The 26,426-nt window shown below is 57.0% G+C and carries 13 protein-coding genes and 1 pseudogene; 1 reads left to right on the plus strand and 13 read right to left on the minus strand.

What is annotated here, in order from left to right; translation table 11 throughout:
- Positions 1 to 109 precede the first annotated feature (109 nt).
- From BM198_RS22125 to BM198_RS30725, 13 genes and pseudogenes are all read right to left on the minus strand, one after another.
- Positions 110 to 6,445, minus strand: coding sequence for a DEAD/DEAH box helicase (locus BM198_RS22125; RefSeq protein WP_074972440.1), 6,336 nt, complete (start codon positions 6,443 to 6,445; stop codon positions 110 to 112).
- Positions 6,438 to 9,767, minus strand: coding sequence for an STY4851/ECs_5259 family protein (locus BM198_RS22130; RefSeq protein WP_074972442.1), 3,330 nt, complete (start codon positions 9,765 to 9,767; stop codon positions 6,438 to 6,440). The genes BM198_RS22125 and BM198_RS22130 overlap by 8 nt, the downstream gene beginning before the upstream one ends.
- Before the next feature lie 51 nt (positions 9,768 to 9,818).
- Complete coding sequence (locus BM198_RS22135; RefSeq protein ID WP_074972444.1) at positions 9,819 to 10,151, minus strand: hypothetical protein; 333 nt, start codon at positions 10,149 to 10,151, stop codon at positions 9,819 to 9,821.
- 18 nt (positions 10,152 to 10,169) lie between these two features.
- Positions 10,170 to 11,129 (minus strand): hypothetical protein, encoded by a 960-nt coding sequence (locus tag BM198_RS22140; RefSeq protein WP_074972487.1) that lies wholly within the window; start codon positions 11,127 to 11,129, stop codon positions 10,170 to 10,172.
- Complete coding sequence (locus tag BM198_RS29815; RefSeq protein ID WP_139233684.1) at positions 11,126 to 11,911, minus strand: YaaW family protein; 786 nt, start codon at positions 11,909 to 11,911, stop codon at positions 11,126 to 11,128. The genes BM198_RS22140 and BM198_RS29815 overlap by 4 nt, the downstream gene beginning before the upstream one ends.
- A gap of 153 nt (positions 11,912 to 12,064) precedes the next feature.
- On the minus strand, positions 12,065 to 13,039 hold the full coding sequence (locus tag BM198_RS22150) for a 5'-nucleotidase (protein ID WP_074972449.1): 975 nt from the start codon (positions 13,037 to 13,039) through the stop codon (positions 12,065 to 12,067).
- Between the two features lie 84 nt (positions 13,040 to 13,123).
- Positions 13,124 to 14,953 (minus strand): AAA family ATPase, encoded by a 1,830-nt coding sequence (locus BM198_RS22155; RefSeq protein WP_074972451.1) that lies wholly within the window; start codon positions 14,951 to 14,953, stop codon positions 13,124 to 13,126.
- A gap of 14 nt (positions 14,954 to 14,967) precedes the next feature.
- Positions 14,968 to 16,125 (minus strand): restriction endonuclease subunit S, encoded by a 1,158-nt coding sequence (locus tag BM198_RS22160; RefSeq protein WP_074972453.1) that lies wholly within the window; start codon positions 16,123 to 16,125, stop codon positions 14,968 to 14,970.
- Positions 16,122 to 17,705, minus strand: coding sequence for a type I restriction-modification system subunit M (locus tag BM198_RS22165; RefSeq protein ID WP_074972455.1), 1,584 nt, complete (start codon positions 17,703 to 17,705; stop codon positions 16,122 to 16,124). The genes BM198_RS22160 and BM198_RS22165 overlap by 4 nt, the downstream gene beginning before the upstream one ends.
- Entirely contained in the window at positions 17,705 to 19,867 is a 2,163-nt protein-coding gene (gene rmuC, locus BM198_RS22170; protein WP_244165731.1) for a DNA recombination protein RmuC, read from the minus strand. Before rmuC ends, BM198_RS22165 begins: the two co-directional genes overlap by 1 nt.
- A gap of 8 nt (positions 19,868 to 19,875) precedes the next feature.
- The gene (locus BM198_RS22180; RefSeq protein WP_074972461.1) at positions 19,876 to 23,256 is read right to left on the minus strand and encodes a DEAD/DEAH box helicase family protein; all 3,381 of its coding nucleotides are present in this window, start codon (positions 23,254 to 23,256) and stop codon (positions 19,876 to 19,878) included.
- A gap of 49 nt (positions 23,257 to 23,305) precedes the next feature.
- On the minus strand, positions 23,306 to 24,787 hold the full coding sequence (locus tag BM198_RS22185; protein ID WP_083422456.1) for a sigma-54 interaction domain-containing protein: 1,482 nt from the start codon (positions 24,785 to 24,787) through the stop codon (positions 23,306 to 23,308).
- A gap of 225 nt (positions 24,788 to 25,012) precedes the next feature.
- A pseudogene (locus tag BM198_RS30725) lies at positions 25,013 to 25,204 on the minus strand (hypothetical protein); the annotation flags it as partial.
- A 58-nt stretch (positions 25,205 to 25,262) separates the two neighbouring features.
- Between BM198_RS30725 and BM198_RS22200 the strand changes: the two are divergent.
- Positions 25,263 to 26,419, plus strand: a protein-coding gene (locus BM198_RS22200; RefSeq protein WP_139233685.1) for an IS3 family transposase whose coding sequence is annotated in 2 segments (ribosomal slippage) — positions 25,263 to 25,512 and positions 25,512 to 26,419 — 1,158 coding nt in all. Because the reading frame shifts where the segments join, the coding sequence is not laid out codon by codon here.
- Positions 26,420 to 26,426: the final 7 nt, after the last annotated feature.

The raw sequence follows: 26,426 nt of genomic DNA on the forward strand, positions 1-26,426 counted from the left end.
AGCGAGATTCTGCCGCCATATTGTCATTGCCCAAGACGATTTGATTCGCCCCCGCTTTCCTAGAAACACGTCCCCAAAATCTCCCCTTTCCACACCAAAGCAGGCCCTATTAGCTTTTTAGCTCGACCAACACGTCCGTCGCCCACTTCTGCTCAGAGTTCTGAATCCGGGCGGTCTCAACCACCCTGGCCATATGCATTAGCTGATCTTGCACAGCCAGGTCAAAGTCAAACCACATGTCACTGTGCGAGCCGAAGCGAACCCGCCAATAGGCGACACCTTGGTCGAACCTGACCTTCAGCGTCCTGCCGTCTTCAAACTCAAGCTCCAACCTACGGTGATGGGGGATTTCGCGATTCGACGACTCCACAACCAGCTCAACTTGACACCCAACCATTGCCGACAGCCAATTGCGTGAGAAGAACTCGAAGTCGTCCTGACTAGCCCAGTCATCAAAGGCCTTACGCCCTTGCATCCGACCTGATTTGAATAGGGTCTTCACCTGCACAAACGCTTCGGCAGAAATGCGGCTCTTCAGATTCTTCAGAACCGCACCCAGTATCGTCACGGCTGCGGGATTCTGAATGTAACGATCTGAGTAGGTCAGCCTGTTGATCTTCGCAGTCGCAATCACATCAGCAACTTGCTGATCTCTAGCACCAAGCAGTTCCCAGAAACGCTCACCGAACTGCAGCAGTGGCCCATTGAGCTCTTCATGAATTGATATATCGACGATCCCTACCTTGCCGGAGGAGCCACTCGCGGCCTGGAAAAGGTCCATCGCTTTCCAGTCAAGCCCCGGCTGACTTCTTGAGAGAACGACTAGCTCATCGCTTTGATGCCAACTGCAGCCTGGGACGGTTGCCACAAGGCTGCGGGAGGCCAGCGTAATAACCTCGCCCCCTATAAATGCTTGGGCAACGACATGCTCACCTGGCTTAGTAATAACATTCCCAACATTAACCCCAAGGCTCGACAGACGCTGAAGATCCTGCATGAGCTCCTCATCGTTGATATCCGCTGGCACTAGCAGGTCAACAGTGAGCTCATCAGCCAGAGCATAGGTCTGAATTGCCTTACGGAACTGTGGTGCAAGAAGATCCCACTCCGCCGTATCACCAGAGGTCAGTAGAGTGACCCTCTCAGCCCCCTCATTGATGAGCCGGCGCAGAACGCTCTCGATGCTGCCTGGCGCATATTGGCCATCCGCAAAGGAGAGTTTGTTTTCGGCGGTCAACCCCACGTGATGAATGAAGTCCGAGCCTAGCCAGTCGAGCGCTGCCTGGCGATCCAGTTTGTCGTGGTCATGCCGCGTTTGAGAGTCCAGCAGGCACTCACTGCAACCAGTTTCACAATGCTTGCAGTGGAGCCTTTCCACCATCCCGCGCAGCAGTCGTTCGACATGCAACGGCGCGCTAGTAGCAAAGCCCGCACCACCGCTGATGACGTCGAAAAGCTGAAGGACGCGAATGGACTGCCCGCTGGGCAGCTTGCTTGGACGGGTTGCATAGCCCAGTTCGGAAGCAGATACCCCCAATATCTCAGCCAGGGCGGCGCGCAGAGCTACAGCGAGTGTCATGGCAATTACACTGCCCTGCGCCGAGTCTGAAATAAACTCACCGCGTACTGGATGATGCAAGGTGAGCTCAAATACATCAGTGGTAGCCACCGCACCTAGGCTCACGCTAGGAAGGATGCTCCCGCTTCCTTGGCAAGGGAGACGCTTGTTGTTCTGGTCCTTATCCTCTTTGGTCGGGCGCGGCGGATAGTGGTCACCGGAAGGTGACAGGTCTCGCGGAAACGTCCCATCCGGCTGCATGGACTCCGCTCGGCCACAACTCATACACAAGGCAAAACCTGCTCCGTGCTCACCTGAGCTGTGATGGAAGACCTTCCCATCGGCACCGTAAGTCATCGCCCCGACTGCCGGGTTTGGCAGCGGGGTCTTGCTGGCATTTACGAAAACCCAGGCAGTCTCAACTGGGATGAATTTCTGATGCTGGATGTCATTGGATGCCGACACATAGGCATCGGTGACAAAGCCGGTGGGCCGCAGGACCTTACGAAGGTTCTGGGGCTTAATCAGCGCCTGACAGTCGACATTGCTGCAAGTCAGCTCGTCGGCCTTCACCAGCGCCTCCTCATAATCCACCGTGCCGCAGACATCACAACGCCACGCGATGTCCAATTTCTGCGCCTCTTTGCTGTCTGCATTGAGGTTATGCCAGTGAAGGGAAACACCGGCAGATCTGAACACCCGACCATCTAGAACAATTTCTGCGCCAGGAGCGTACTCGCGAATGGCTATCGACAGGTTGCGTGAAGGCAGTCCCTTGTATCGGGATACATTGTCCTCACGGTCCTGCTTCAGAGCGCTCCCCGCATCTCGCTCGCGAACGTAATCCTCTATCGTGAAGTTATCGAAGTTAACCACATCGGTGGGGAAGCCGTAGCCGGGCAGGAAGGTACGCGCCGCAAGGTCCCGCAACAGGTACTCATTGCAATGGCGGGTCTTTTCTATTTGAAGGCGCTTCAGATAAGGGCTGTTGGCTTTCGCCTGCTTCTCCTCAGAAAGCAGGAAGCGATAGCTCTTCAACCAGCGACTCTGCAATGGCTTGATTGCATCGACTGCACGACGGCGCAGCTGAGCCGCGTCCACACCGGCCAGAGCTGTGCCCATCACCAAGTCCTTCAGTGCATCATCCAGATCAGAGACAACCTGACCCAGTCGCTCAATAAACCGGTCGCACTGCGAAACACCGTGCTCATCGTCGTAGAACCACTGGGTATTCAAACTGGTTTTCTCTGTCTGAGTAGGACCAACCACATTGCAGAGAAAGTCCGCCAACAGTAGTGAGTTAACGTGCCGTTGCACGAGTCGCTCGGAATTCAACGCCACTACTGGCGCGGGGATCTTAGTCTCAAACGGCCAACCCGGATTGGCGAAAACCTGTTGGTCATGCGGGTTGTTTTTACAAAGGGTGTAGGCAAGCGCCCTGGACTCCTTGCTTCGCCCAGCACGACCGGCGCGCTGCAGATAGTTGGCCGGGTGCGGCGGCACATTGTTCATGACCACAGCAGAAATACCGCCAATATCCACGCCCATCTCCATGGTAGTGGAGCAGTTCAGGACGTTGAGCTGTCCCTTTTTGAACATCTCTTCATAGGAGCCGAGGCGCTCGGAAGACTGCTGGGCAGAGTGCTCTGCTGTGCGGTAGTAGTATCCACCCTCCACTGCCCGATCATTGATATCTGTCCACAGGTTTCGTGCTCGCAGATCGCTAACAAGAGGATCGTTCGCCACCAGGTTTCTAACTCGCACAAGTCCAGGCGCATAGTCGTCCTGCGAACGGTCAAACTCCCACAGGCCTGGTAGCTCAACCAGCTCCGCCTGATAGCCCTTACACTGCTCTTCAGTCAGCCGAGAGAAATCCAGATGAGTAGGCAGGTAAGGGGTAAGGCCTTTGAAGGTGGTATCCAACAGCTTGTTGGTCACCGGACAGACATAAGCCCGATCAACCAACGAGAACAGCATGTGCTCTCTGGGCAGGAAGTATCGGTTTTCGTCAGCCTTAAGCGTCGAGCCCGGTCTGGTCAACTGCAGCCAGGCAGCCCGCAGCCAAGCATTGACCAGATCAACGTCGGTCGTGCTGGCCGGATTCAGGCCAGCACCAAGCAACAACAGTTTGATTAGTCGCTGGGAATGGTTGCCGTTGCGGATCTGAGGCCAGCGCTTGACCCGGATCTCATCCGATTCTTGCGACTCGGGATTACGCAGACTCTTGGCAGAAAAGCGGCTGCCGATCCAACTCAACCAGCCCTCATCGACCTGGATATAGCTGTTTTCCCGAACATGAAAGTCCAGCGCCACCTTCAGGAAGTCACGCCAATCATCGAGCGTCAGGCCTTTCTGTTCCCAGTACGCCGGCACTTCCTGGACCTTAGCCAAGCCAACGTATTCGACCTTCACCAGTCCCTGGGTTTCCAGACTGTTCTGCCGTCTCGGACGGCGCATGAACTCGCGGAACAGCAGCATCTCCGCCAGCTTGTAGGGGCCATCATTGTCTCTGAATATCTCGGGCTTCTGATACTTGTTGTAAAGCAGCATCGAGCCTTTCAAATCCGCCTTCTGCTTGAGCTCATTGGCGAGCTCCGGCCAGGCTAGAGAAACCAGCTTTGGCCTAATTTTCGATCCAGTAGTTGCAGCTATCATGGTCGAGAGTCGTGCGACTTTTTCCTCTGCGGCTCTGGCTTCCTCCTTGATGCCAATGCTGCGGTACAACTCCACGTCAGCTTTCGCCTTGGCAATAAGTTGATGTAACACCGACGGGTCGAGGCTGCTGGCATCCGCCGACGAGGTGGTCTGGCTCCGCTGGTGCCAGCTCAGAATTTCCAAGACAAGTCCGCGCAACCTGCTGCGCTCGGCCTCCTGCTGCATACGAACAGCCATGCGCGCCGTGCCCTGCCTGCTGTCCGTAAAAGTAATCAGCCGACGGCCTCTACCCGGCAGAGACTGGGGACCATAGTCCGGCTTCTGATCTTCTTCCTGATAGTCCTGACAGTACTCAAGAACTGTCGGCACGGCATTGGCCACATAGAAAGGTCCGCCAAGCATGGCGCGGCGGAATGGAGACGCCCCGTGCAGCCCGCTCAAGCCACAACTGGTGCGGCTGCACACAGCATCAAGATCCCTCACCCCAAGCCGTACCCGCTCAGCAGAAACTGCTGCGAATGAACCAGCGAACTTATCGATCTCAACGGGGATATAGGCGCTACCAGTATTCTCGAAGGAACACAGCACCAACGGCGTCTTGGCCGACAGCTGCCCGGCAGAAGCATCAGCCGCGTCCTCCTCAACGGGTGTTTCAGCCTGCAGGGAAAACTCATCCCCCCCGGAGCTTTCCCACTGGATTAGCTTTCCGTTCTTATCCCGAGCGAGCAGATGCGGCTCATTGCAATCATTGCAGAAAGCCAGCTCGAATACCGAGCTGCCACAGCTACAGGTTTGCCTTTGATTGGCGTAGACATAGCCAAAGGGCCAGCTTTGCTGCAGAGCCGTGCCTGACTTTGCCGAGCAGTTTTTGTCAAAACAGGCCCACAGCCCGTGAGTAGTACGCTGGAAGAAGTGCGCTCGCAATTTCAGAAACGCCGGCTCGTTAGCCGAAGGACGAGTGCCCGAACACACATCCAACCAGCGCAGTATTTCTCCTTGCGATAGCGACCATTCCCCCTCCTGACGCATATGGCTAACCATCTCGGTCAGCTTCAATGGTTTAGGACTGGTGACCAGCAGGTTTCTCAGTGCGCGGGCTTGTGGAGAGTGCACCAGGGCATCGTATCGTTCGGGATGAACCTCTGGATCGTTCGCGTTGACCGCCGGCATCGATTCGAGCGCATCCAGAGCAACCGGCGTTTGTTGACATGGTGCAAGAGAAGGGATGACCCGGTTCCCGCCCCAAACATCAATCTGCGCGACCGGCACCCCAGACAAATCCGAGAGAAACTGCTTCAGCTGTCCTGCAGCATCCTCACCGGCAATGGTCGCCGAGGTCGCCACGAAGCGGACATCCTTGGGCGTAACGCCGAAGGCTGTCATCACCCTACGTAGTTGCAATGCCAACTCAGCCGCCTGCGATCCAACGTAGGTGTGGGCCTCGTCCAGAACGATCCAGCGCAGCGACTTCTGCTCTCTGGAAATTCTTACAATGGGCGCATCAACCTGGCGCACCATCATGTATTCGAGCATGGTGCCGTTGGTGACAAGAATGGGTGCCGGTTGCGAGCGCATCAGCTCGCGCGACAGAATTTCGTTAGGCTTTAGGCTCTGCTCGCTGCGCACCTTGGCCTGCAGCTCCGGTGTATTACCGTTGTAAAGGCAATAGCGGATGCCACTTCCAAAGCTCTGCGTCCAGGCATTCAAACGCTCGCGTTGCGAGTTGATCAGAGCGTTCAGTGGATACAAGAACAGCGCACGGACACCGACCAGCGGCTTACGACCAGCATCATGGTACTCGCGATACAGATCCTCCAGCACCGGCACCATAAAGCACTCGGTCTTGCCCGAGCCGGTACCACTAGTGACGACTACCGAATGCTTCTTCTCAAGCAAGGAGCGCCAGCTGGCCAACTGGTGGGTGAAAGGCTTCCAGCTTGCCCCAAAGCGATAACGCCCATTCGCCTTGCCGTCGAGCGAAGCAATGATCTCCTTGCTAAGCAAGCGCTCATCACTCGCCAGCTGCTCCATCGTGAGCGAAGACTCTTCCCAACCGAAGGTCTGTTCGAACAGAGGGGGCGCCAGGAATGCTCCTTCTTTGCCACACTCCGCTCGCATCAGACTGCCGAGGTGCTCACGCAAGCCCGGATCGGTGATGCTCAAGATGCTCAAGGTGGACTCAGTGGTGCGGGAAAGCGCCTGTTCAACTAGTCCAGAGAAATACTTATCCATTAACCGACTCGGCCTTATGCATTTCCATGACGCTGTTCAACAAGCAATACTGATAGATTGAGTTGAACCATTTCGAATCGAAATCGCGGACTTGGCGCAGGAAGAAAATCGCCTCCACTCCGTCCGTAAATACATCGGTGAACTGGGCTTTGCCACAGGCGACTGCAGCAGCAAAAACCGGCAGGTATAGCACTGCATTGCGATAATCCATATCCGACCTAAAAGCGATTACCGAGTCGCTTTGGCTGTTGTACCAACGCTCCAGGCGCTTGCCGCCGAACTCCGGCCACTGAGCCTCGCTGCGCTCACGAATCAACTCAAGGTACCAGCCATGCAGGACGTCCTTGAAAACCGCTAGAGGCACCTTGATCTCTGGGCCAACAGGCTTCCCTGAAAGGAAGCGTTGCACACTCTGACCATAAGACGGATAGGTTTCCCCCAATTTCGAAAACATTCGTCCGATCAGGCTATCAACAGCCTCCTCAGCAACTCCCTTCACTTTAAGGAATGCCGCGAAACGCTTTGCCGCAAGATGGATTTCTGTAATGGGAAGAAACTCCCAGAAAAGCGGGAACTCAGCCTCCAGGCGGCCAAGGAATTTCGCATCCATCTCAAACTTGAAAAGCGCCATCGCCAATGTGCGGGTATGCCCCACCAGTGTCTTCCAGACCTCGAAGGTCGCCAGCGGCAGATAACCGTACCCCTCATACAAGGCCCGCAAAAACTGCCAGCCGCTATGCATGGGGTTTGTCGCCATGGCATCCAGCACGGGCGAGAAAGAACTGACAGGTGAAGCATGATCGAAGGACAGCACTGCCTTTTGCAGACTCTGGATCATTTCGTCAGACGCCAAAGGCTGCCAGCCACCCGCGACAAAGAGCGGCCGAAAGGATACCGATGAGCCTGCCCTAGGTAGCACCAGCCAGGGGCCGTCCCTCTCAGCGGCTGCCGGCAACTCGAAGTCACCTGTGGGTACACCTTCACTGGCGCGTGAACGAAGCGCGATACAGCTACGCATAGGATCATGCAGCAGCATCAACACCGGCTCGGGAATAGAGTCGGCGCCATCGTGCAGATTCACAGCACTCAGTAACTGGCGACCATGATCCAGTTGCATTTCCATCGCATACTTGCGGATACGGTAATGGGCATCCTGGCCATTACCGTACACTCGCATCTCGACAACCTGATCGATACCCGACTGAAGCGACAGCAGATCAACAATCTGCTCCTGGATATTGAAAAGACTGATCTCTAACGGCTTGTTGGCGACCGTGTAGGACCAGCTGTAACAAGCATTCCTAGCCACGCTGCCCCTGAGGGTCAACTCAATACCAAAACGAGTGGGTGTACCGGATCGACCAAACAGAAACAATCGTGCCCCGAGTAGGTCATCGACGCTGAAAGTGCGTTTCAGCTGCTTCCCGTTGCCGTCAAAGGCCAAGCAGCCCGAACTGGGAAATGGCAGGTCAATTTCCACCGGATCGGCCATCAAGCTCGGGAAAACGGAAAGCCGGACCCTGATCGGGGGGAAGCCCTTTGCCGAAAGCCTAAGCTCGGTATGGGCTTCATGCCTTACCTGCTGTACCTGCAGGCTTTCGTCATCAACCTGAAGCAGGCAGCGCTGCCGAGAGTAAACCAGAACGCTGCCCATCCCCGGTGCGTCACCACTACGCAGCTCAACACGGAAATCCGTCGGCAAGATGCCTACCCTGCGGCGCAGCAAGGTATCGCCGGTGCGGTTGCGCACCGATACATACTGGGTACCGAGCATCTCCTGCAACAAGCCGCTACCCGGCTGCTTGCCGGCAACGTACAGATCACCACCCTGCTGTTGCAGCTCACCAGCAGCGGTCGGCCACTGCACACGGGGCAAGCCGACAAAGGTCATCGTGGGCTTGGTCGGCCATCCAGTCTGGGCACCAGTCAGTTCCAACCCAATCCCCATACCGGCGGCATGGCCCGTGCGTATCCGGTAACACTCTTCCCCCTCAACCAGGACTTGCACCTTGCCCTGCACCTTGACCGTACGCCGCGAGAACGCTGGAGGCATATCACTGAAAATGGCCTCCTCGTTGCTGCCTACCGTGCCCAAACTGCCACCGTCAGGCAACACCAGCAGCAACTCTTCGCTGGCCGTATTGAATGAAGCCTGGCCGCACAGCTGCCAGCGGTCGTTTATTGGCTCGAAGCCCAGCGGCACCTCACCCAGTGCCACCGCACTGCCTTCTATCGGCAGGGTAGAGATCTGCATGCCGCCAGCCATAGCCACCAGGCTCAGAGGAATGCTGCAATCCCGCCGCTTGCCAATCACCTCTCGCAAGCGCAAGCGAATGTGCGCAACACCGTTGTCCACCAACGCATAGCCGGGACCAAGGTCAGCAATCACCTGCCCCTCTTCGGCAATCACCAGCTCAAAACGAGTGGTGGATGGCTGCGTCCTCAGACGAAACACCACCACCTCAGGCATTGATACCTGAACCTTGAGCGCATCCGCCTGCGCCTCATGCCAGAAATGCTGGCATGCCCATCCATCCCGGCGGCGCCTTTTGCCCTCGTTGGTCGCGGTTTTTAGCAGGCCATTGAGGAGTTCGTTGCCCGTCTGGTTATCCAGCGGCAGAGGAAACAATTCACGCCACTTGGGGTTCATGGCATCCAGGTGCATGACAGGCTCATCTGCTTGCGTCAGTCCATAATTCCGGACCAGAGCCACCAGCTCATCGGCCATTCGCGCAATCAGCTCCACCGACGTACGCGAGGCAAACACCTGAGGAAGACTGGCCTTTTCCAGTTGCTGCTCCACCTGCTGGAGGGTGTTGAGCCCCAGCAGGTGCCACTGATCGTACTGCTTTAGCAAACGGTCAAATAGAGATCGGAAGCGGCTTCCCCCCTCGCGCAAAACCTGAAAGGGCAAGCCCCCCTCACCAAACAGAGACCCCAGAAAATCGCGGTGGCCTGCTTCGTAGAGATGAAGAGGACGCTTCCAATACCCCTCAAGTCCTTTAGGGATAGCCTTGCTCAGGTCTACCGGAGACAGGCGGAATCCCAAAGCTTGCCAGATCGGGTCCCAGGTCCAGGCATACTCGCTGCGGTACTCACGGCGGTACCATTCCGAGCCGAAAAGCACCAAACAGGCACAGGCCGCCGGGTCCTTTAACGCAGCATCGAAGCCCCCCAACTCACGGAGCAAATGCTGCAGCTCGCCATACTCCTCAAGACTGCAGTGGTACGCGTAGAGCCCGCGCTGATCGGGCGCTGAAAGCCCACGGCGCTGGAGGAAGCGACCCAGCCAGGACGAGTACTTGATTACGGAGTACGACATGAAAACCCTCCCTGATGGAATTACCCTTCCCAATCTCTATAAACACGCACCTCAGGTCAGCAGAACCCAATCCCCTTCTCCGCTACCGGTGCGGATAAAGCTGATCATCCGCTCGACCGCCGCCCGCTCAATGTACTGGGGGCTCCCGACCCGGTAGCGGTCATGAAAATAGTCCCGCCCGATGCAGGTCAGTCTGTAGCCTTCGGGCACGCGCTCGATTCGCCCTGCGTCTAGGTGAGTCTGAAAGTTTTTCAGGAATCGCTTCAATGGAAACGGCTTGCCTTGATCCATCTCCGTGACCTCAAGAATGGCTGCCATATAAGTCCATAGGCGCTGTCCCGAGGGAGTATGTGCAAGCTTGTAGAGCTGATAGCTGCTTTCCATTTCGCCTCCCTGACACAGTTAAGCCACCAATAGCTTGATCTCAGCGGTCTCATTGCTGAGCGACTCAAGCACCGACGGCCTTTCAGAAGAAAAATCCAGCAAGCTGGCCTGATACTCAATGGCAGGTGCCGCCTCCTTCCGATAACGCAGTAGGGAAACGATTTTTCCGGCAGATGACTGTGTCAGTTGCCCCACCCAATCCTCATTGTCTGCCACCGAATCAACAATCACAGTACTGATCGCAAGCCAGTCGTATTGCAGCTCGCGCAGTGCCTCAACGGCAAACTTATGCGCCCCCACCCGCTGCTGAACATACGACTTCAGGAAGCCCAGATACATCATTCGCTCCTGCAAGCACTGCAGCAGCTCCAAAGAACTCAAGAATGAGTCGCTGCAGGCCCGAGACGAAGAGCGCTCCAGCGCCAGCTTGGTGAACTCATACTGCTCATAAAGTGCACTGATTTGACCTTTCAGGCCTTCAAGGTCACCCATTTCGGCAAACAGCCGGATGGTCTTGACGGTACTGCGGAAACGGGCAGTGTCCCGAAGAAACTGCAGCTCCTTGGCTTCAACAGCCAAATCAACCAATTGATCTAGCTTGGCTGACTGCGATGCAAGCTGATCAGAAATTCCGTTCAGCTTCGAACAAACTATGGCAAAGCCGGCTACCGACACAGCCAGGTTCAAGCCGGACAGAGCTAGATTGGCGACCTGTAAGGACTGCAACATGCCTAGGCTTTCCTGGATAGCATCGACACTCCCTTGGATACCCCCAAGCTTTTCTGCCAAGCGCTCAATACTCTCCTTGGCTTGCTGAGCATTGCCAGGAAACTGCAGGTGCCCAACGATCTGCCCGGCCCCCTCATGGCCCTTGGCAATCCGAACCACCCCACCCCAAACGGTGTAAAGACCAGACTGAACACCTTCAATCACGTCCTGGACCGAACCCAATGTGCGAGAAAGTACGTCCTGACTCACAGGCATGCCCTCAGTTGAGAGAAAAACTTCTCGTAATCGTCATGGATAATCCGCCGTCGAATGAAGGCGATTTGAACCACAGCCGGAACAATCACCGTTAAAGCAGGCGCTGTCCGCTTGAGAGCAGATAAGGCAGAGAAGCCAGCGGTAAGAGCCCCCACAACCGGCACCGCACGTAAACCAACCAACAGCGCCAGAGCTGCTCCGCTTGTGACCAGTCCCGACTTACCACCCAGCAAGCTGGACAGTTGCAGCGGATCAAGGCGATCTAGGAGTTGGGACGCTACTGAGGTGCCGCCAGCGGCCTGACGAGCAGAGCTGAGCACGGCAGCATCAACTGCACCTACCCTATGCCCCAGCAGCAGATCTTTTTCCTGCTCGCTTTTCCCTTCCAGCACTTTGGAAAGCAGTTCCTCAAGCAGTTGATGCTCGACTTCCGGCGCAGCAGCCCCCTTGCGCACCTCAACCTTCAACTCCTTGGCAACATCGCGTACTACCTCGTCGTAGCTCACAGACCCACCCCGCCGGAACGCACTGGCGATGGTGTTACTGCCAAGAGCACATACCTCAGAGGCGATGCTATTTATAGCCGTATGAAGCGCACCTTGATTGCGGCACTGCAGTATTTTTTGGCGCGCCGAATCATCATGAAAATATCGCTCACTCTCCTGGCCGATAACGATATCAACCAAAGCAGTCAGCTCTTCAGGCGTAGCACGTTTCAGCAGTTCACCCAGGGTAAGATTCTTGCCTATTAGCGGTGCTGATTTGGACTCAGTCATTTTTCAACTCACTGTCCGAATAAGTGACTTTAAATCTCGCATCAAGGCCTGAATCTGATTCAGCTGCCCATACGGCAAGGTTTCAATCCGGTGCTGATTGGCGGAATACTTTTGCGAAGACATATGCACTCCTTTGCATGCGTAGCGGGCGCTTTACTCGGCGGGAACAGCCTGCAAGCAGGACAGAACGGATTGGGTCAGATACGGTACCTTCCCTGAAGGCACCAGATTCGCCGCAGCCTCCAAATGAACGTCCTGATCATCGAAGAAGATATGCGGGGTGAAGGCACTGAGCACTTTGGCTTTGCCGACGCCCCCCAGGAAAAAGGCCTCATCAACGTACACGCCCCAGGCTCGCAGGGTATTGATGACGCGCATCTCGGATGGGGAATTTCGTGCGGTGACGATGGCGATTCTGATCGGTGAGTCCTTGCCACCGGTGGGCAGGCGCTCCTGCAGACGGGCCAATTTCTTCAGCAGGCTGGCGTAAGGGCCTTCTTCCATCGGCGTGTGTTGCAGCGCATCTTCCTGGGCTTTGAACGCCTCTAGCCCCTGGGTTTTGTAAACCAACTCGCTGGCGTCGGAGAACAGTACGGCGTCGCCGTCGAATGCGATGCGTACCTGGCCCTCGGGGATTTGAGGGGCATTGGCCGGCGGAGCCTTGAGGATTGCCGCAGCACATTGCCGAGAGTCGATGACCTTCTGCGCATCCTCCACATTGGTGGTCAGGAACAGGTCCACATCGAAGGCATCCATGTAGTCGGCCACCGACTCGCCGCCGGTAAAGGCCGAGCGAGTGATAGCTAGCTGGTCACGGCGAATGGTCTTGAGCACGCGGATACCGGTGTCCGGGCTGTTGCGCGACATCACCACCACCTCGACCAACGGCGAGGTCTCGCCACCTTTCATATGCCGGTTGAGGTCTAGCAGCGCCTTGACCAGGTGATACCCGGTACCCGGCGCCAGCGGCTCATCCTCACGCTCCTGCATATAGCGGCGGTAGTTATCGATCACGCTTTCGGGATCGGCCTCTAGTGCCGCCTTGAACATCTGATCGGACTCGCTCATGTCGAACAGCGCGGTGGCCGAGATGCCCACCACCAGGGTCTTGCTTAAATCAAGCGCCATAGATCCTACCTTTGTGCCACCTAACACTGCCCAGCACGGGGGAAGAGAAAATTGCCTTCGGCTGGGACGCACAACATTCTGAGTTCACGCGACCAACGCCAGCAGGCTCTCGAGCAACTCTTTCAGCTCCGAGCGCGGCCCAGCGCCCTCCTGGTACATCGAGCGCTGAAGAATTTGTTCAGCGGTCATGTGCGGCCAGAGCTTGTCGATCAGATCATCGCCCTTGATACCCACCGCTTTGCCGATGATTTTCTTTGCGTCGCAGGTGTCGGTGAAATTCACCCTAACCCCGGTTCGCGCATCAATCATGTCAGGGCACAGGTAGTTCTCGATTTCCCGTTTGCGCGTCGAGTAGAAGGGGCGCCCGCGTGCTTCGACTTCCTGTTTGCGCTTTGCGATTGAAGCGAACTGCTCCGGACTGCCGCCGATGTCGGAGTCCAGAAACACGCACCAGGGCAGCCCGAGGTCATCGGCGAGGTTGAGGGTGACCCAGTGCTTCACGCTGCCACAGCCGCCAATCAGGATCGGGACGATACCGGCATCCTCAAGACTGGACGGGAGATATCCGCCAGCCTTCAGGGTATTGGCCGCATGGCGGAGGAAGGTGACGTCTGATTTACCTTCCACCAGCACAACGCCCTTCGCCCGCTCCATACCCGTTTCGGGGAGCACACCCAGACTCTCGGCAGCTTCCTTGAGCACATTGTCATTGGGCATTTTGACGGTGGGGATGCCGTTCTCATCCTTGGTGACATAGCGGATACCCTCGATGGGCATCAGGCCGGCCAGGGCGGGGACGTGGGTGGTGACGATGATCTGCCGGTTAGGCTGGTTGGAAAGCTCCAGCAGCGCCTTCATCAGCATCATCTGGTAGTTGGGGTGCTGGGAGGTCTCCGGCTCTTCGATGGCGTAAATCACATTACGCTGGGAGCCCACTACCGCCTTCTCCGCCTCGGCGCGGAAGAAGTTAAGCAGGATCAGTCGGCGCACGCCGCTGCCGCGCTTGTTGATGGGGATGCCATTCTCACCATCCAGGGTGAAGCTGAAGCTCCACTTGGGCTTTTCCTTGAAGCGCGGGGTCAGCTCATTGGCCAGCTCGGGAGCCATTTCCCGCAGCTTGTCGAGGGTGCGGGCAGCGACATCCAGCACACTGGCTTCGATCTGCTGTTCCAGCGCGCTGATCTGGTCCTGCAGTGCAGCCTGCGCCTCCTTGACCGCCTGCTGCAGCGGGTTCTTGGCCTCGGCGTCGCCATCACTGCTTTCGCGATCCGCCTTGAGCAGGGCGAAGGTGGGCAGCTGGGCCTCGATCTTTTCCCAGATGGATTTGCTGTCGGTCGAAAGCCCTTTGCTGACGTCGAGCAGCGTCTCCTTACAGGCAATGGGCTGTGCCGCATCACGAATAGCCTGCCGCCACTGGGAAGCCACACGCTTGTCTGCTACCTGCTCGGCAACGCCTTGCTGCTCACCAAGCTTTCTCAGGTCGGCCATTTTCAGGCTCAGCAGCCCAGCCAGCACTTCATCGTTAGGGTGCTCACAGCGGATGGCGGTTCGCTCCAGCTTGCCGGTGCTGGCCTTGAAGGTTTTGACGATCTCCAGCGCGCCCTCGGCGTTGAGCAGATACTCATGCGTCAATGAAGTCTCGGCATTTTCATCCAGCACCAGTGCCTCGGGCAGGCCGTCGAACTCACAGGCAATCTCAAACTGCTCGGCACCCTCGGCCAGGCTGAAGCAGTTCATGTCGCTCTTGTCAGCCTTGACGTCGCCGCTTTCGAAGAAGATGGCCAGGGCTTCGAGGATGGTCGACTTACCATAGTCATTGCGACCGACGATGCCGGTCATGGCTTCGTCGATGGGAATGACGGTGGTGGAGCGGTAGCCGCGAAAATGGGTGAGTTTGACGGATTTGAGGCGCATGGGGATTTCCTTATCTATAGCTGGCCGGAGAAGGCTTTTTGGCTTAGCGCATCAAACATCATTTCGGCGCTCAAAAGAGCATTGGCAGCCTGTACTTTGGCACTATCAACCACATCCAATATTTCCGAAAATCTTCGCTGCATATCTGCAGAGGGGAAGATTATCGGGAAATTCTCCAAGTGCTCCTTATTAAGCTGCCGCTTATCAATTCCACCAACACACACCGACCTAATGTATTCGTAATACTCAGGCATGGTCAGAATGAACAATACAAATTTCTTATCTACCTTTCCTCCCAGCCTTATCAAGTACACGTGCCCATTCACGTTTGCACTATTATCCTCACCAAAAAACATTGCAGCGCGACCCAAGCTGCTATTTTCCGTATTAAAGCGACCAGTCTTAGTCATCAAAATGTCTTGATGCTTTAAGCTGCTACCCGCCATTTTCCTATGTGTCGCCGCATCAATATAAGCCACATCATCAAGAATTATTTTCCTCTTCCATACATTCTGACTTCTCAGAAAAACGACACCACTCTCAACATAGTTTTCCTTGCCACCTTTAGGCGTATTACCGCTGTGGATTTTCAGCGATAAGTCTTTGAGCAGTTTTACTTCCCATCCCTTCGGATTAGTCACCGGGTCGCCGAACATGTCCAGAAACACGGCGCGGAGGAAGTCGTCGGCGAGCTGGATGGTTTGCTGACGTTTGCGGCGGATGGCGTCGGCCTTGTCGAGGATAGTGGCGATGCGCTTTTGTTCGGGCAGGGGTGGGACTGGAACAACATTTTCCTTGAGAAACTTAAAGTGCCTACTATAACCAGCAGACTCAATATTCAATGAAGACAAATAATAGAATAAGAATTTCTTGTCCAACTCAACCTTTGGCTCAAGAACCTTTGCACCATCAGCGCCTAAGCAAAAAGGCTCATCTATAAATTTAAAAATCCGGGTGTGATCACCAAATATAACTGCAGGACACCCACCCAAAGAGACTACTGACTCATCATCTGTATAGCCACCAAACTTCTGTTGCCCTTGGTCAACTATAGGAAATCTGCCTTGCTCCAAGTATTCAGATTTCTGCAGCTTCGAATATTCAGATGTGGCGTCTTTGACAGCCAAGCTGAACGGCAATACATCCCAATGCGCCGGAAAAACTTGACTCACAGCATCCCCTCCAGCTCATCCAGATCCGCCAGAATGTCCTGCTCCAACCCTTTGAGCCGTTGCAGAATCACCTTCGGGTCTTCGTACTGCTCCTGCTGGTACTCCACTTTCTTGTAGCGGTTGATGGAGAGGTCGTACTTGTTGGCGGCGATATCCTCGGCGGGTACGACAAAGGCCTTTTTGCGCTTGTCGCCGAACAGGGTATTGATAGTGCTGGCGCTGAGATTGCTCTCGACCATCTGCCGGTATTTTTGCCATTGGGTAATGGCGTCGGGCAGGTCGTTGCTGCCCTCACCTTTCAGCTCGGTGCGCTTGTCGTCCAGCGAGTAGCCGTCGGCCTGCAGGTCGTAGAACCACACACGTTCGGTGGTGCCGCCCTTGGTGAAGATGAGGATGGCAGTGCTGACACCGGCGTAGGGTTTGAACACGCCGCTGGGCAGACTGACGATGCCTTCGAGCTGGTTGTTGTCGAGCAGCTCCTGGCGCAATTGCTGGTGGGCCTTGCTGGAGCCGAACAGAACGCCGTCCGGCACGATCACTGCGGCGCGGCCACCGAGCTTGAGCGAGCGGAGGATATGGGCGACGAACAGCAGCTCGGTCTTTTTGGTTTTCACCAGGCCGAGTACGTCGGGGTTGGTGTTGGTTTCGTCCAGGCTGCCTTTGAACGGAGGGTTGGCCAGCACCACGTCGAAGAAGTTCTGCTCCTGACGCGGGTAGTGTTCCTTGATGGATTTGCTCAGGGAGTCCTGGTAGCGGATGTTCGCGCCGTTCACGCCGTGGAGCATCATGTTCATGCTGGAGACGCGCAGCATGGTGGTGTCGAAGTCGAAGCCCCAGAACATCTGGCTGTTGATGTGCTGGCGGTAGGGTTCGAGCAGGTCGCCGGAGTAATGCAGGTTGCCATCTTCATCGCTGAACGTGCCTTCCGGGCTGGAGTTCACGCGGTTGAGGTATTCCATGGTGCGGGCGAGAAAGCCGGCGGTGCCGCAGGCAGGGTCGCAGATCACCTCGGTGGGCTGCGGGGCAATCAGCTCGATCATGGCGTCGATGATGTGGCGCGGCGTGCGGAACTGGCCGTTGATGCCGGCGGTGGTGAGCTTGCTTAGCAGGTATTCGTAGATATCGCCTTTTACGTCGCTCTGGGTCAGCGGCAGGTCGTTGACCATCTCCACGGCGGTAGTGAGCACGGACTCGTTCTTGATCTCTAGATCGGCGTCCTGCATGTATTCGCTGATATGGCCGAGGCCCTCGCGCTCACCGCCCTCGCCTTCGGCGCCGCCCAGCTTGGCGAAGAACGGATAGACCTTTCGCTTGAGGTGGCTGTGCAACTCCTTGCCACTCATGTTGCGGAAATTTTTCCAGCGCAGCAGCTGGCCTTCCGGGGTATTGGGGAACAGGCGATCGAAGGCCTTGCCGGTGCGGTTGGCTTTGCGCTCGGCCACGTCCTCCTGCATGTCGAGCATGCGGGCGAACATCAGGTAACTGATCTGTTCGATTACGGTCAGCGGGTTAGTGATGCCGCCAGTCCAGAATTTTTCCCAGAGCTTGTCGATATCGTTGCGAATTTTGCCAGTTAGCATCAGAAGAACTCGAATTCGTTTTTAGTGCTGGTTTCTGTGTGAGAGGACTGCTCGCCTTCGTGGTCGTCGGCTGGTAGCTGCGGCAGGCCCTCGTTTGGCTCAGGCGATTCGTCGAGGGCCTCGACGATCAGCGAGAGTCGCTCGTTTTGGAAATCAACATGAACAGGCTCCAGCGTCGGCAGGGTCTTGCTGACTTTGGCTGACAGCTGGCTAAAGCGATCAATCTTGCCGTATAGCCCCTGCTGACCCGCCAATGCTGTTATCGCGCTGTTGTAGTGCTTGCTCGCCGTATTCAGCGTACCGCCCAGCTTGCCGATGCGCTCAGCCACAAGGCATACCTGGTTATAGATCTCGCCAGCCTTCTCGCTGATCTCACGCGCTTCGGCATTGCTGCGCTCGATCATCCACAGGTTGGCGACGGTGCGCAGAATGGGAATTAGGGTGGTGTGGGAAACCAGCACGATGTGCTTTTTGTAGCCGTATTCGAACAGATCCTTGTTGTGCTTCATGGCCTCAATGTAGGCAGGCTCAATGGGCATGAACATGAGCACAAAGTCAGGGCTATGAATGCCGGCTAGGTTGGTGTAGTCCTTGGAGGCCAAGTCATCGATATGCTTGCGCACCGCTTTAACATGTTCAGCCATGGCCAGCTGGTATTCCTCTGGTGACTCGGCGCCAACGGCGCGGTCGTAGGCAACCAGAGAGACCTTGCTGTCGATGATGATGTGTTTGCCGTCAGGCAGTTTGATCAGGTAGTCGGTTTGCTTGGAGCGGCCCTCGGCATCTTTGAAGGCTGCCTGCACTTCGTAGTGTGCCTCTTCGATCAGCCCGCTCATTTCCAGCGTGCGACGCAGTTGCGCCTCACCCCAGGCCCCACGTTGCTGGGAGTCTCCCTTGAGCGCGGAGGTGAGGTTGTTGGCCTCTTTGCTCATCTGCAGGCCGATTTCCAGCACCTTTTTGATTTCAGAGTTGAGACTGGTGTTGCCCTGCAGGGACGCATCGTGAACTTCGTTGATGCGCTTCTGGAAACCTTCGATCTGCTCGCGGAATGGCTTGAGCATACCGTCGATGCTGGTTTGGCTGGTTTGGGTGAAGGTCTTGCCCTTCTCCTCGAAAATCTTGTTGGCCAGGTTCTCGAACTCCTGGGTCAGCGACTTGCGCGCATCAGCCAGCTGCGTCATCTGCTCCTGGAAGTGCTCCTCGCGCTTCTGCAGGGTGGTTTTGAGCTCGGTGTGCTCGGATGACAGCGTGTTGAAACGCTCCTGGAGTTCGCCGAACGCTTTTACCTGCTCAGTCAGGTGCTGCTTGGTTTCAGTCAACTGCTCGCGTGCATCGCGCTCTGAGGTCTCCAGCGACTTGGCGCGCTTGCCCTCGGCGGCCAGCTCATCCTTTAGGCGGTCGCGATCAGCATGTAGTTGCTCGTTGGTGGTTTGGGCCTGCGCCAGACGCTCCCGCAGCTCTGTCACCTGTTTCGCGCTGTTATCCAGGGCCGTCTTCAGCTCAGCATGCTGATTACTGAGCGGCTGATAACGCCCCAGTAGCTCGTTGTATTCCTGAGCCTGAGCGACCATCTTCTGGCGAATTTCAGCAAGCTGCTCACGTGCCTCACGCTCGCCAGTTGCCGCCACCTTGGCGCTGGCATCGAGGCCTGCCAGCTCGTCCTTAAGAGTGTCACGTTCGCCTTGCAATGAGGTGACTGCAGTTTGCTCTGCGGTTAGACGATCACGCAGCTCAGAGACTTGCCCCTGCAGCGCTCGCCCTTCGGCCTGAGCAGTTTCCAGACGTTTGGCGGCGTCGTGATGCTGTCGGCTGGCATCGTCCAGCTTCAGCTGCAACGCAGCCAGAGAGTCTTTGCCTTCCTGCTGCTCCTTATTCAGTCGAGCCTCATTGTCGAAGGCTGCCTGCAGCTTGGCTTTCAGGGTGCTTTCTGCGAGCTGGAGTTCATGAGCACGTGCTTCCGCGGCTTTGAGCTGCTCACTCAGCGCTGCGCTGCCGGCCACTGCCGTCGCTTGAGCCTGCTGGGCCTGCTCAAGCTGGGCTGCCAGAAGGCTGAGTTGCCGTCCCTGACGCAATGCCGCTAAGAAATAACCCAGCAACGCACAAGCCAGTGCGAGTACGGCTGTGATGACGATGATGTCGATAGTCCATTGACTGGCTTGCATGTGCACTCCTAGTGACTGGTGGGCGGGGTTTCCCCGCGCAAGAAGGGCTTGAGCACGGCCACCAGCTCACCCACGTCGGCTGGGGTAAACACACCGTCGATGCCTTCGTGAGAGATGCTGGAAAACGGCGCGTCGTAGAGTTTCTCGATGACGATGCTGCCGTGCTGGGCGATGTAGCCTTTGAGCAGGTTCATGAAGCGCACCTGCTGGGCCGTGAGGCTGGGGTGGGTATGCAGGAACTGGGCGAAATGCTGCTCGATAGCCTGGACATCCAAACCAATCAGCTCACGCACGGTCAGCTGCAGCTCATTGGCGGTACGGCCATAGAACTCGTTGAGCACCTGCAGGCTGACGCCGGGGTGGGTGGTGAGGATGGTCGAAGTAAGCGAACTCAGCTCCTGCTCGGCAATCGGCTCGCCCCTGTGGATTTTCTGCAGGGTTGGGTTGGCAGCCAGCATGCCGTCGAGGATGTCCTTGAGGCGGCGCCGGTAGATCATTGCCTCGTTGGCGCCGGCAATGGTGATGACGCGCTCTGCCTCCTTTACGCCGCCATCGGCGGTGCGAGTACCCGGCGTTACGTAGCCTGTGCCATCTCCGGACTTCCGGTATTTCATGATGCCGCGCAGCTCCTGACGCGCGCCCTCCAGCTTGCCCACGTTGGCATTGAGCCAGAAGTCCGCGCTGCGCACTTCCGCAATCAGGGCATCCTTCTGGCGCACCGCCTGAATATTGATGGCGAGCTTGTCGATTTCCTGCAGCAGGGTGATCTTGCCATCCTCGAAACAGCTGGCCTGCTCTACCAGGCAGCGCTCGATACCGGCGATGAGCTTGTCGAGCGCGGTGGCATGTTTGTCACGCAACACACGGGCAGACATCAACGGAGCGATGGTGGTCGCCAGCAGGTGCTGGGTTTTGGCGTCGAACTTCTGCAGTTGGTCGCCCTGCTGCAACTGGTGCACAGCACGCAGCTCGCGTTTAACAGCAACGCTACTCTCCGGCAGGTCGTTGATGTCGGCACGCAGCAGCTCGATGGCGGCATCGAAGGCGGCGGCATGGTTGTGCTTGAGGGCGGCCTGCGCCAACTCTAGACGTGCTTCGAAGGTGGTTTGCAGGAGCGACTTGCCGCCCTGGTCTTCCGGCTCTTCGTACTCCTGCTCGAAGAAGTCGAAGTTACCGTAGTGATCGAAGATGAGGAATTCGGTCTTGTGCTTGCCCTGACCAAACAGGTTGGGGCGCAGGCGTGTGCCGCGCCCGATCATCTGCCAGAACTTCACCCAGGATTTGACCGGCTTGGCGAAGACCAGGTTGACCACTTCGGGCACGTCGATGCCGGTATCAAGCATGTCCACCGAGATGGCGATGCGGAAGTCGTTGCCCGGCTTTTTGAATTCCTTGATCAGGGTATCCACGTGCGGGATGGCGTTGTGGATGACCTTGCAGACCTTGCTGCCGTACTGGGGGTAGAGCTTGCAGAAGAGCGCCTCCAGATGCTCGGCATGTTCCTGGCGCTGGGCGAAAACGATGGTCTTGCCGACCAGTGAACCGGTCTCGTCCTTGATGCCGTTGTTGATCAGGTTTTCCAGAATGATGCGGTCGGTGTCTTCGCTGAAGATCTTGCGGCCTATGTCCTTGCCGGCGATGGTGGTGCGCTTGGCCTCCTCCTCGCCGAGGTCTTCTTCGAGCTGACGCTGCTGCTCCTCACTCAGGTCGTTGTAGTGAATGCCATCGCGCAGGAAGTCGGTGGTGAGGTCTTTGACGCGGAACGGAACCAAGTAAGGTGGATCGTTGTTGATAGCCGCATCGAGGCCGAACTCGAAGGTCGGGTCGGTGGTCTCGCAATCGAACATGTCGAAGGTGTTGCGGCTGATGAACTTCACCGGAGTGGCAGTGAGGCCTACCTGCAGGGCATCGAAGTAATCGAACAGGTCGCGGTACTTGTTGTAGATGCTGCGGTGACTTTCGTCGGCAATGATCAGGTCGAAGAAGCCCACATCAAGCTGGGCGAAGCGGTTCATCATGCCCGGGTAGGTGGCGATGTAGACGCGTGCGGTCTGGTCCACCTTGTTGGTTTCACCGATTACGCAGCGCGGCTCGCTGGGCAGGTTCTGCTTGAAGGCCTCATCAGCCTGCACGCGCAGCTCCTTGCGGTCACACAGGAACAGCACGCGCTTGGCCCAACCGGTGCGCAGCAGCAGCTCGGCCAGCGCGATGGCCACGCGGGTCTTGCCCGTGCCGGTGGCCTGGATGATCAGCGCGCGGCGACGTTGTTGCTGGAAGTGCGCAGCAACCGTTTTGATCGCTTCGATCTGATAGGGACGATCAGCAATGTTCAGATCCGGGTTATGACGCTCCAGCTCCGCTTTGCGGTATTGCCGCTGGTAGATCAGGTATTCGAGGCTGTCCTTACTGTAGAGGCCATACACCGGGCGGTAGGTGTTGTACTGCGCGTCATCCCAAATGAAGGTCTCGTAGCCGTTGCTGTAGAAAATCACCGGGCGTTGCATGCCCATGCGCTCGAAGCCGTCGGCATACATGCGTGCCTGTTCGCGCCCGGCCTGCAGACTGACATTGCCGGATTTCTTGGCCTCGATCACGGCCAGCGGCTGACCGTTGTCGCCCCATAGCACGTAGTCTGCCCGGCCCTTGCCGGAAACGTTATCGGGGAAGTCGACGTCTACTTCCTGGCCGACCTGCGAGGGATTGCTGATATCCCAGCCCGCCTGCACCAGCATGGCGTCGATCAGCAGAGCGCGGGTCTTGGCCTCATTCCACTGCAGGCTGTCGGCTACCTTCTGGCTCTGCTGCTGACGTTTCTGCTGGTCAGGCTTGGCAGGTGGCTCCAGCTTTTCGAGATTGCGGGTGCGCTCCTGCTCCAGCTTCTCCATGACGCGTTGCAGCTCTTCCTGCTGCTGGTTGAGTTCCTTTTCATAACTGGAGACGGTCTTCTGCAGGCTGGCTAGAGTCGCTGTCGGGTCCTGCACCTCGGCAAAGGGCGGAATATCGGCCTGTGCGGTGCCGTAGTACTTGATGGCCATGTACATGGCCAGCTGATGGGCCGTCTTCAGCGCCAGCTGTGCGTTACGCAGGTCGCCTTCAGCGCCGTGTGCCGTGTCATTACCCTGGATGCGCAGGAAGTTGATCTGGTGAACCAGTGGCTTGCTGACGCAATCGGTGAACACCGAGTTTTTCACCAGGTCGTAGAAGGTTGACTGCGGCATGCGCGGCAGAAGCTCTTCCTTATAAATGGCTTTGGTAAGCTCTTCGGCAAAGCTGCGCAGGCGAGTGAGCGCACTGCCCGGGTCGATGTGCAGAACAGCTTCGGCGAGGCCAGCGAGGTTCGCCAGCAGTTCGTTGCCGGTGCGGAGAAACTCGAAGTTGACTGATTTCATGTAGGCGATTCTGTCCATAACGGTCCTAGAGCGAGGACCGTGCCAAGTTTTATTCGATGCCGTATTTGTCCATCCAATTGCTCAGCGTCTGCTGGCTTTTGAGGCCAAGCAGGCTGGCCGCACGGGTCTTGTTGTTGCCGGTAAGCGTCAGCGCCTTGCGCAGATAATGCCCTGCCACGTCGGCGATTATCTTTTGTAGATCAATGCCTTGCGCAACATTCATGGCCAGTACATCGGCCTGCGCGTGCGGCAATTTGAACAGCGCTTGCTCGATATCATGAGCAGCAATCAGATCGCCCGGACACCAAAGAGCCGCGCGCAACAAGGTGGACTGCAGTTCGCGAACGTTGCCACGCCAGGGGTACTGAAGGATAAGATTTTTTGCTTCTGCAGAAACTTTCTTATCGCCAAGACTGGCATCCTGGCGGGCAATGCCGGCCAGCAGCTTTTCCGACAATAACAGCAGATCACCTTCGCGCTCTCTGAGCGGCGGCAGGTGCAGTACGCCCACAGCAATGCGATAGAACAAGTCTTCACGGAAGCGCCCTTGGGCGACTTCCTGCATCAAGTCCCGGTGAGTGGCGGTGATCAGCCGCACATCGACCTTGAGCTCTTGGTTGGAGCCGACCGGGGTGAAGGTGCCTTCCTGCAGTACGCGCAGGAGGCGTACTTGCACATCCGGTGTTAGCTCACCGAACTCATCCAGAAACAGCGTGCCGCCATGGGCCTGTTGGAAAACCCCAGGCCGATCTGCAATAGCGCCAGTGAATGCGCCCTTCTTGTGGCCAAATAAGGTTGAGTCAATCAGCTCCGGCACGATGGCACCGCAGTTCACCGCAACAAAGGGCGCTGCAGAACGTGGGCCGGCGTTGTGAATGGCACGGGCAAACAGCTCCTTGCCGGTGCCGGTTTCGCCGTAAATCAGCACCGGCACCTGCTTCGTCGCGAGTATCTGCGCCTGCGCCTTGAGGGCCAGCATGCGCTCGCTCTGCGTCACGATACTGTCGAAGGCTGCATCCACAGGCGCATCCAGCCCTGCGAGCTGGACAAGCTTGTCGGTGCTGATGGTATTGGCGGCCGGCACGTACTCGGCCGCGATTTCAAATGGCACTTCAACCTGCTGAACACCTTGCTCAAGTGAGGATTGGTAGAAGGTTGCCGGATAGCGCGTTTTGCCCAGCAGAATCCACACCGCTTGCATGGCCGGTGTGCCGGGGCTGAGCAGAATAGAAAGCTGATTAGCAGAGGTACTGAGGCGCTTTAAATGCTGACTGGCGGCCTGGTAGATCTCCCCGAAATGAACGGGGGAAGATAGGGAAACGTAATGCGCGGTGATTGGTACATCGACCTGCTGGCGCAGCCAGGCCAGGTAGGGCTCAACGCGCTCGGCGGGGTATGAACAAAGAAGCTCGACGTTATCAACGGGAACTGTGTTCAGGGTGGACAGAATCGGGCCTGCCTCAGCACCTGCAACTGCTTTGAGATCATTCCCGCCAACCCAGCTGGCCAATACGCGCTGCTTCTTTACCACTGTCCCTGTACTCCCGGCCTCCCTCTTGCCCATCTGCAGGCAGGAGAAAAATGTGCTCTGGTTCGCGTCCGGATAGTAAACCAATCCTTCAACCCGGGTCTTTAACTGCCTGACTGGATGTTCAAGTTGAGCTGTAGCAACAGCGCGACTTTTGCTCCAAGCAAATATTGGTATGAGCTGCTGCCGGGGTAGAACGATGAAGGGGCCTTTCGGCCCCTTGTGAACTTAGTTAGCCAACAGGCTTTCAAGCTTCTCGATCAGGTAATCCAGCGGGCTACGCCCCTCCAGGCGTTTTTCGAAAACTTCGTTGCGGTGGTAGGCGACCCAGGTTTCGAGGGCATGCCGGTTATCCTTCTCGTAGCCAGAGCCCAGGATGCAAACAAGCTCAGTGCCATGGGGGGTCTCGAGGTAGTGGGTTCTACCCCGTTAGCACGAACACTTTCGAGTAAGCTCACGCCGAGCTGAAGGAGTGTTCATGTCCAAGCGCAAGAGATACAGCCCCGAGTTCAAGCGGGAGGCCGTCGAGCTGGCCCGTCGCTCAGAAACCAGTTGCCGCCAAATCGCACAAGAGATCGGGGTGGCCCCGAGTCTGCTAAACCGCTGGGTTCGAGAAGCGCAGCCTGGTGCAGAAAAGGCCTTTCCTGGCACGGGTAGCCCGCGAGACGAGGAGCTTGCCCGCCTCAAGCGTGAGCTGGCCCGAGTGACCAAGGAACGTGATTTTTTAAGAGACGCGGCAGCGTACTTTGCCAAGGAGTCATCGAGCGGTACGCGGTGATTCGGCGCTGCCGCAACGAGTACCCGGTACGGCTGATGTGCCGTTGCTTGAAGGTTTCTGCCAGCGGCTATTACGACTGGCAGGATCGTCAGCCGAGCCCACGCGCTCAAGAGAATGCGCGCCTGATAAAGCGCATTCACGAGATCCATGAAGACAGCCGTGGGGTGATCGGAGCGCCGCGTATGCACGAAGACCTATGCTACGAAGGCGAAACCATCAGTCTGAATCGCGTCGCCCGCCTGATGGCGGTAGAACGCATTCAAGGTTGGCCGCGCCGGAAGAGGCGTGGCTTGGGTCGAGTGGCTTCTGGTCGTCCGGCAGGCGTGAGAAACCTGCTGGAGCGCGACTTCACCGCCCTGGAGCCGGAGCGCAAGTGGGTCACGGACATCACGGAAATTGCCACCCTGGAGGGCAAGCTGTTTTTGTGCGTGGTGCTCGACCTATACAGCAAGCTGGTGATTGGCTGGTCGATGCATCACCGTCAGGATCGGCAGATGGTGATCCGAGCGGTGGAGATGGCGATCTGGCAGCGCCAAGGTGATTGGTCAGTGATCCTGCATTCGGATCGCGGCAGCCAATTTACCAGTGCGGACTACCAGCGTTTTCTGAGTCGCAATACGCTGATTTGCAGCATGAGTGCCGTGGGACATTGTGGTGATAACGCGGCCTGTGAGGGATTCTTCGGCCAACTGAAACGAGAGCGTGTTGTCCGGCAATCGTACCGAACTCGCGATGAGGCACGGGCGGATCTCTTCGACTACATCGAGCGGTTCCATAACCCACGGATGCGTCGTAGAGTCGCCCGGCAAGATTTGAAGTTTTCAGCCCTTTTCAAACCGTCCGTGGAAATGGGGTAGAACCCCA

It is taken from the genome of Metapseudomonas otitidis (assembly GCF_900111835.1).
Classification (GTDB): Bacteria; Pseudomonadota; Gammaproteobacteria; order Pseudomonadales; family Pseudomonadaceae; genus Metapseudomonas; species Metapseudomonas otitidis.

Excerpts from the sequence above, each read along its gene's own strand:
- BM198_RS22150 (WP_074972449.1), bottom strand. The coding sequence starts at position 13,039 with ATGGCGCTTGATTTAAGCAAGACCCTGGTGGTGGGCATCTCGGCCACC.
- BM198_RS22130 (WP_074972442.1), bottom strand. The coding sequence starts at position 9,767 with ATGTCGTACTCCGTAATCAAGTACTCGTCCTGGCTGGGTCGCTTCCTC.
- rmuC (WP_244165731.1), bottom strand. The coding sequence starts at position 19,867 with ATGCAAGCCAGTCAATGGACTATCGACATCATCGTCATCACAGCCGTA.
- BM198_RS22155 (WP_074972451.1), bottom strand. The coding sequence starts at position 14,953 with ATGCGCCTCAAATCCGTCAAACTCACCCATTTTCGCGGCTACCGCTCC.
- BM198_RS22165 (WP_074972455.1), bottom strand. The coding sequence starts at position 17,705 with ATGCTAACTGGCAAAATTCGCAACGATATCGACAAGCTCTGGGAAAAA.
- BM198_RS22125 (WP_074972440.1), bottom strand. The coding sequence starts at position 6,445 with ATGGATAAGTATTTCTCTGGACTAGTTGAACAGGCGCTTTCCCGCACC.
- BM198_RS29815 (WP_139233684.1), bottom strand. The coding sequence starts at position 11,911 with ATGACTGAGTCCAAATCAGCACCGCTAATAGGCAAGAATCTTACCCTG.
- BM198_RS22135 (WP_074972444.1), bottom strand. The coding sequence starts at position 10,151 with ATGGAAAGCAGCTATCAGCTCTACAAGCTTGCACATACTCCCTCGGGA.
- BM198_RS22180 (WP_074972461.1), bottom strand. The coding sequence starts at position 23,256 with ATGAAATCAGTCAACTTCGAGTTTCTCCGCACCGGCAACGAACTGCTG.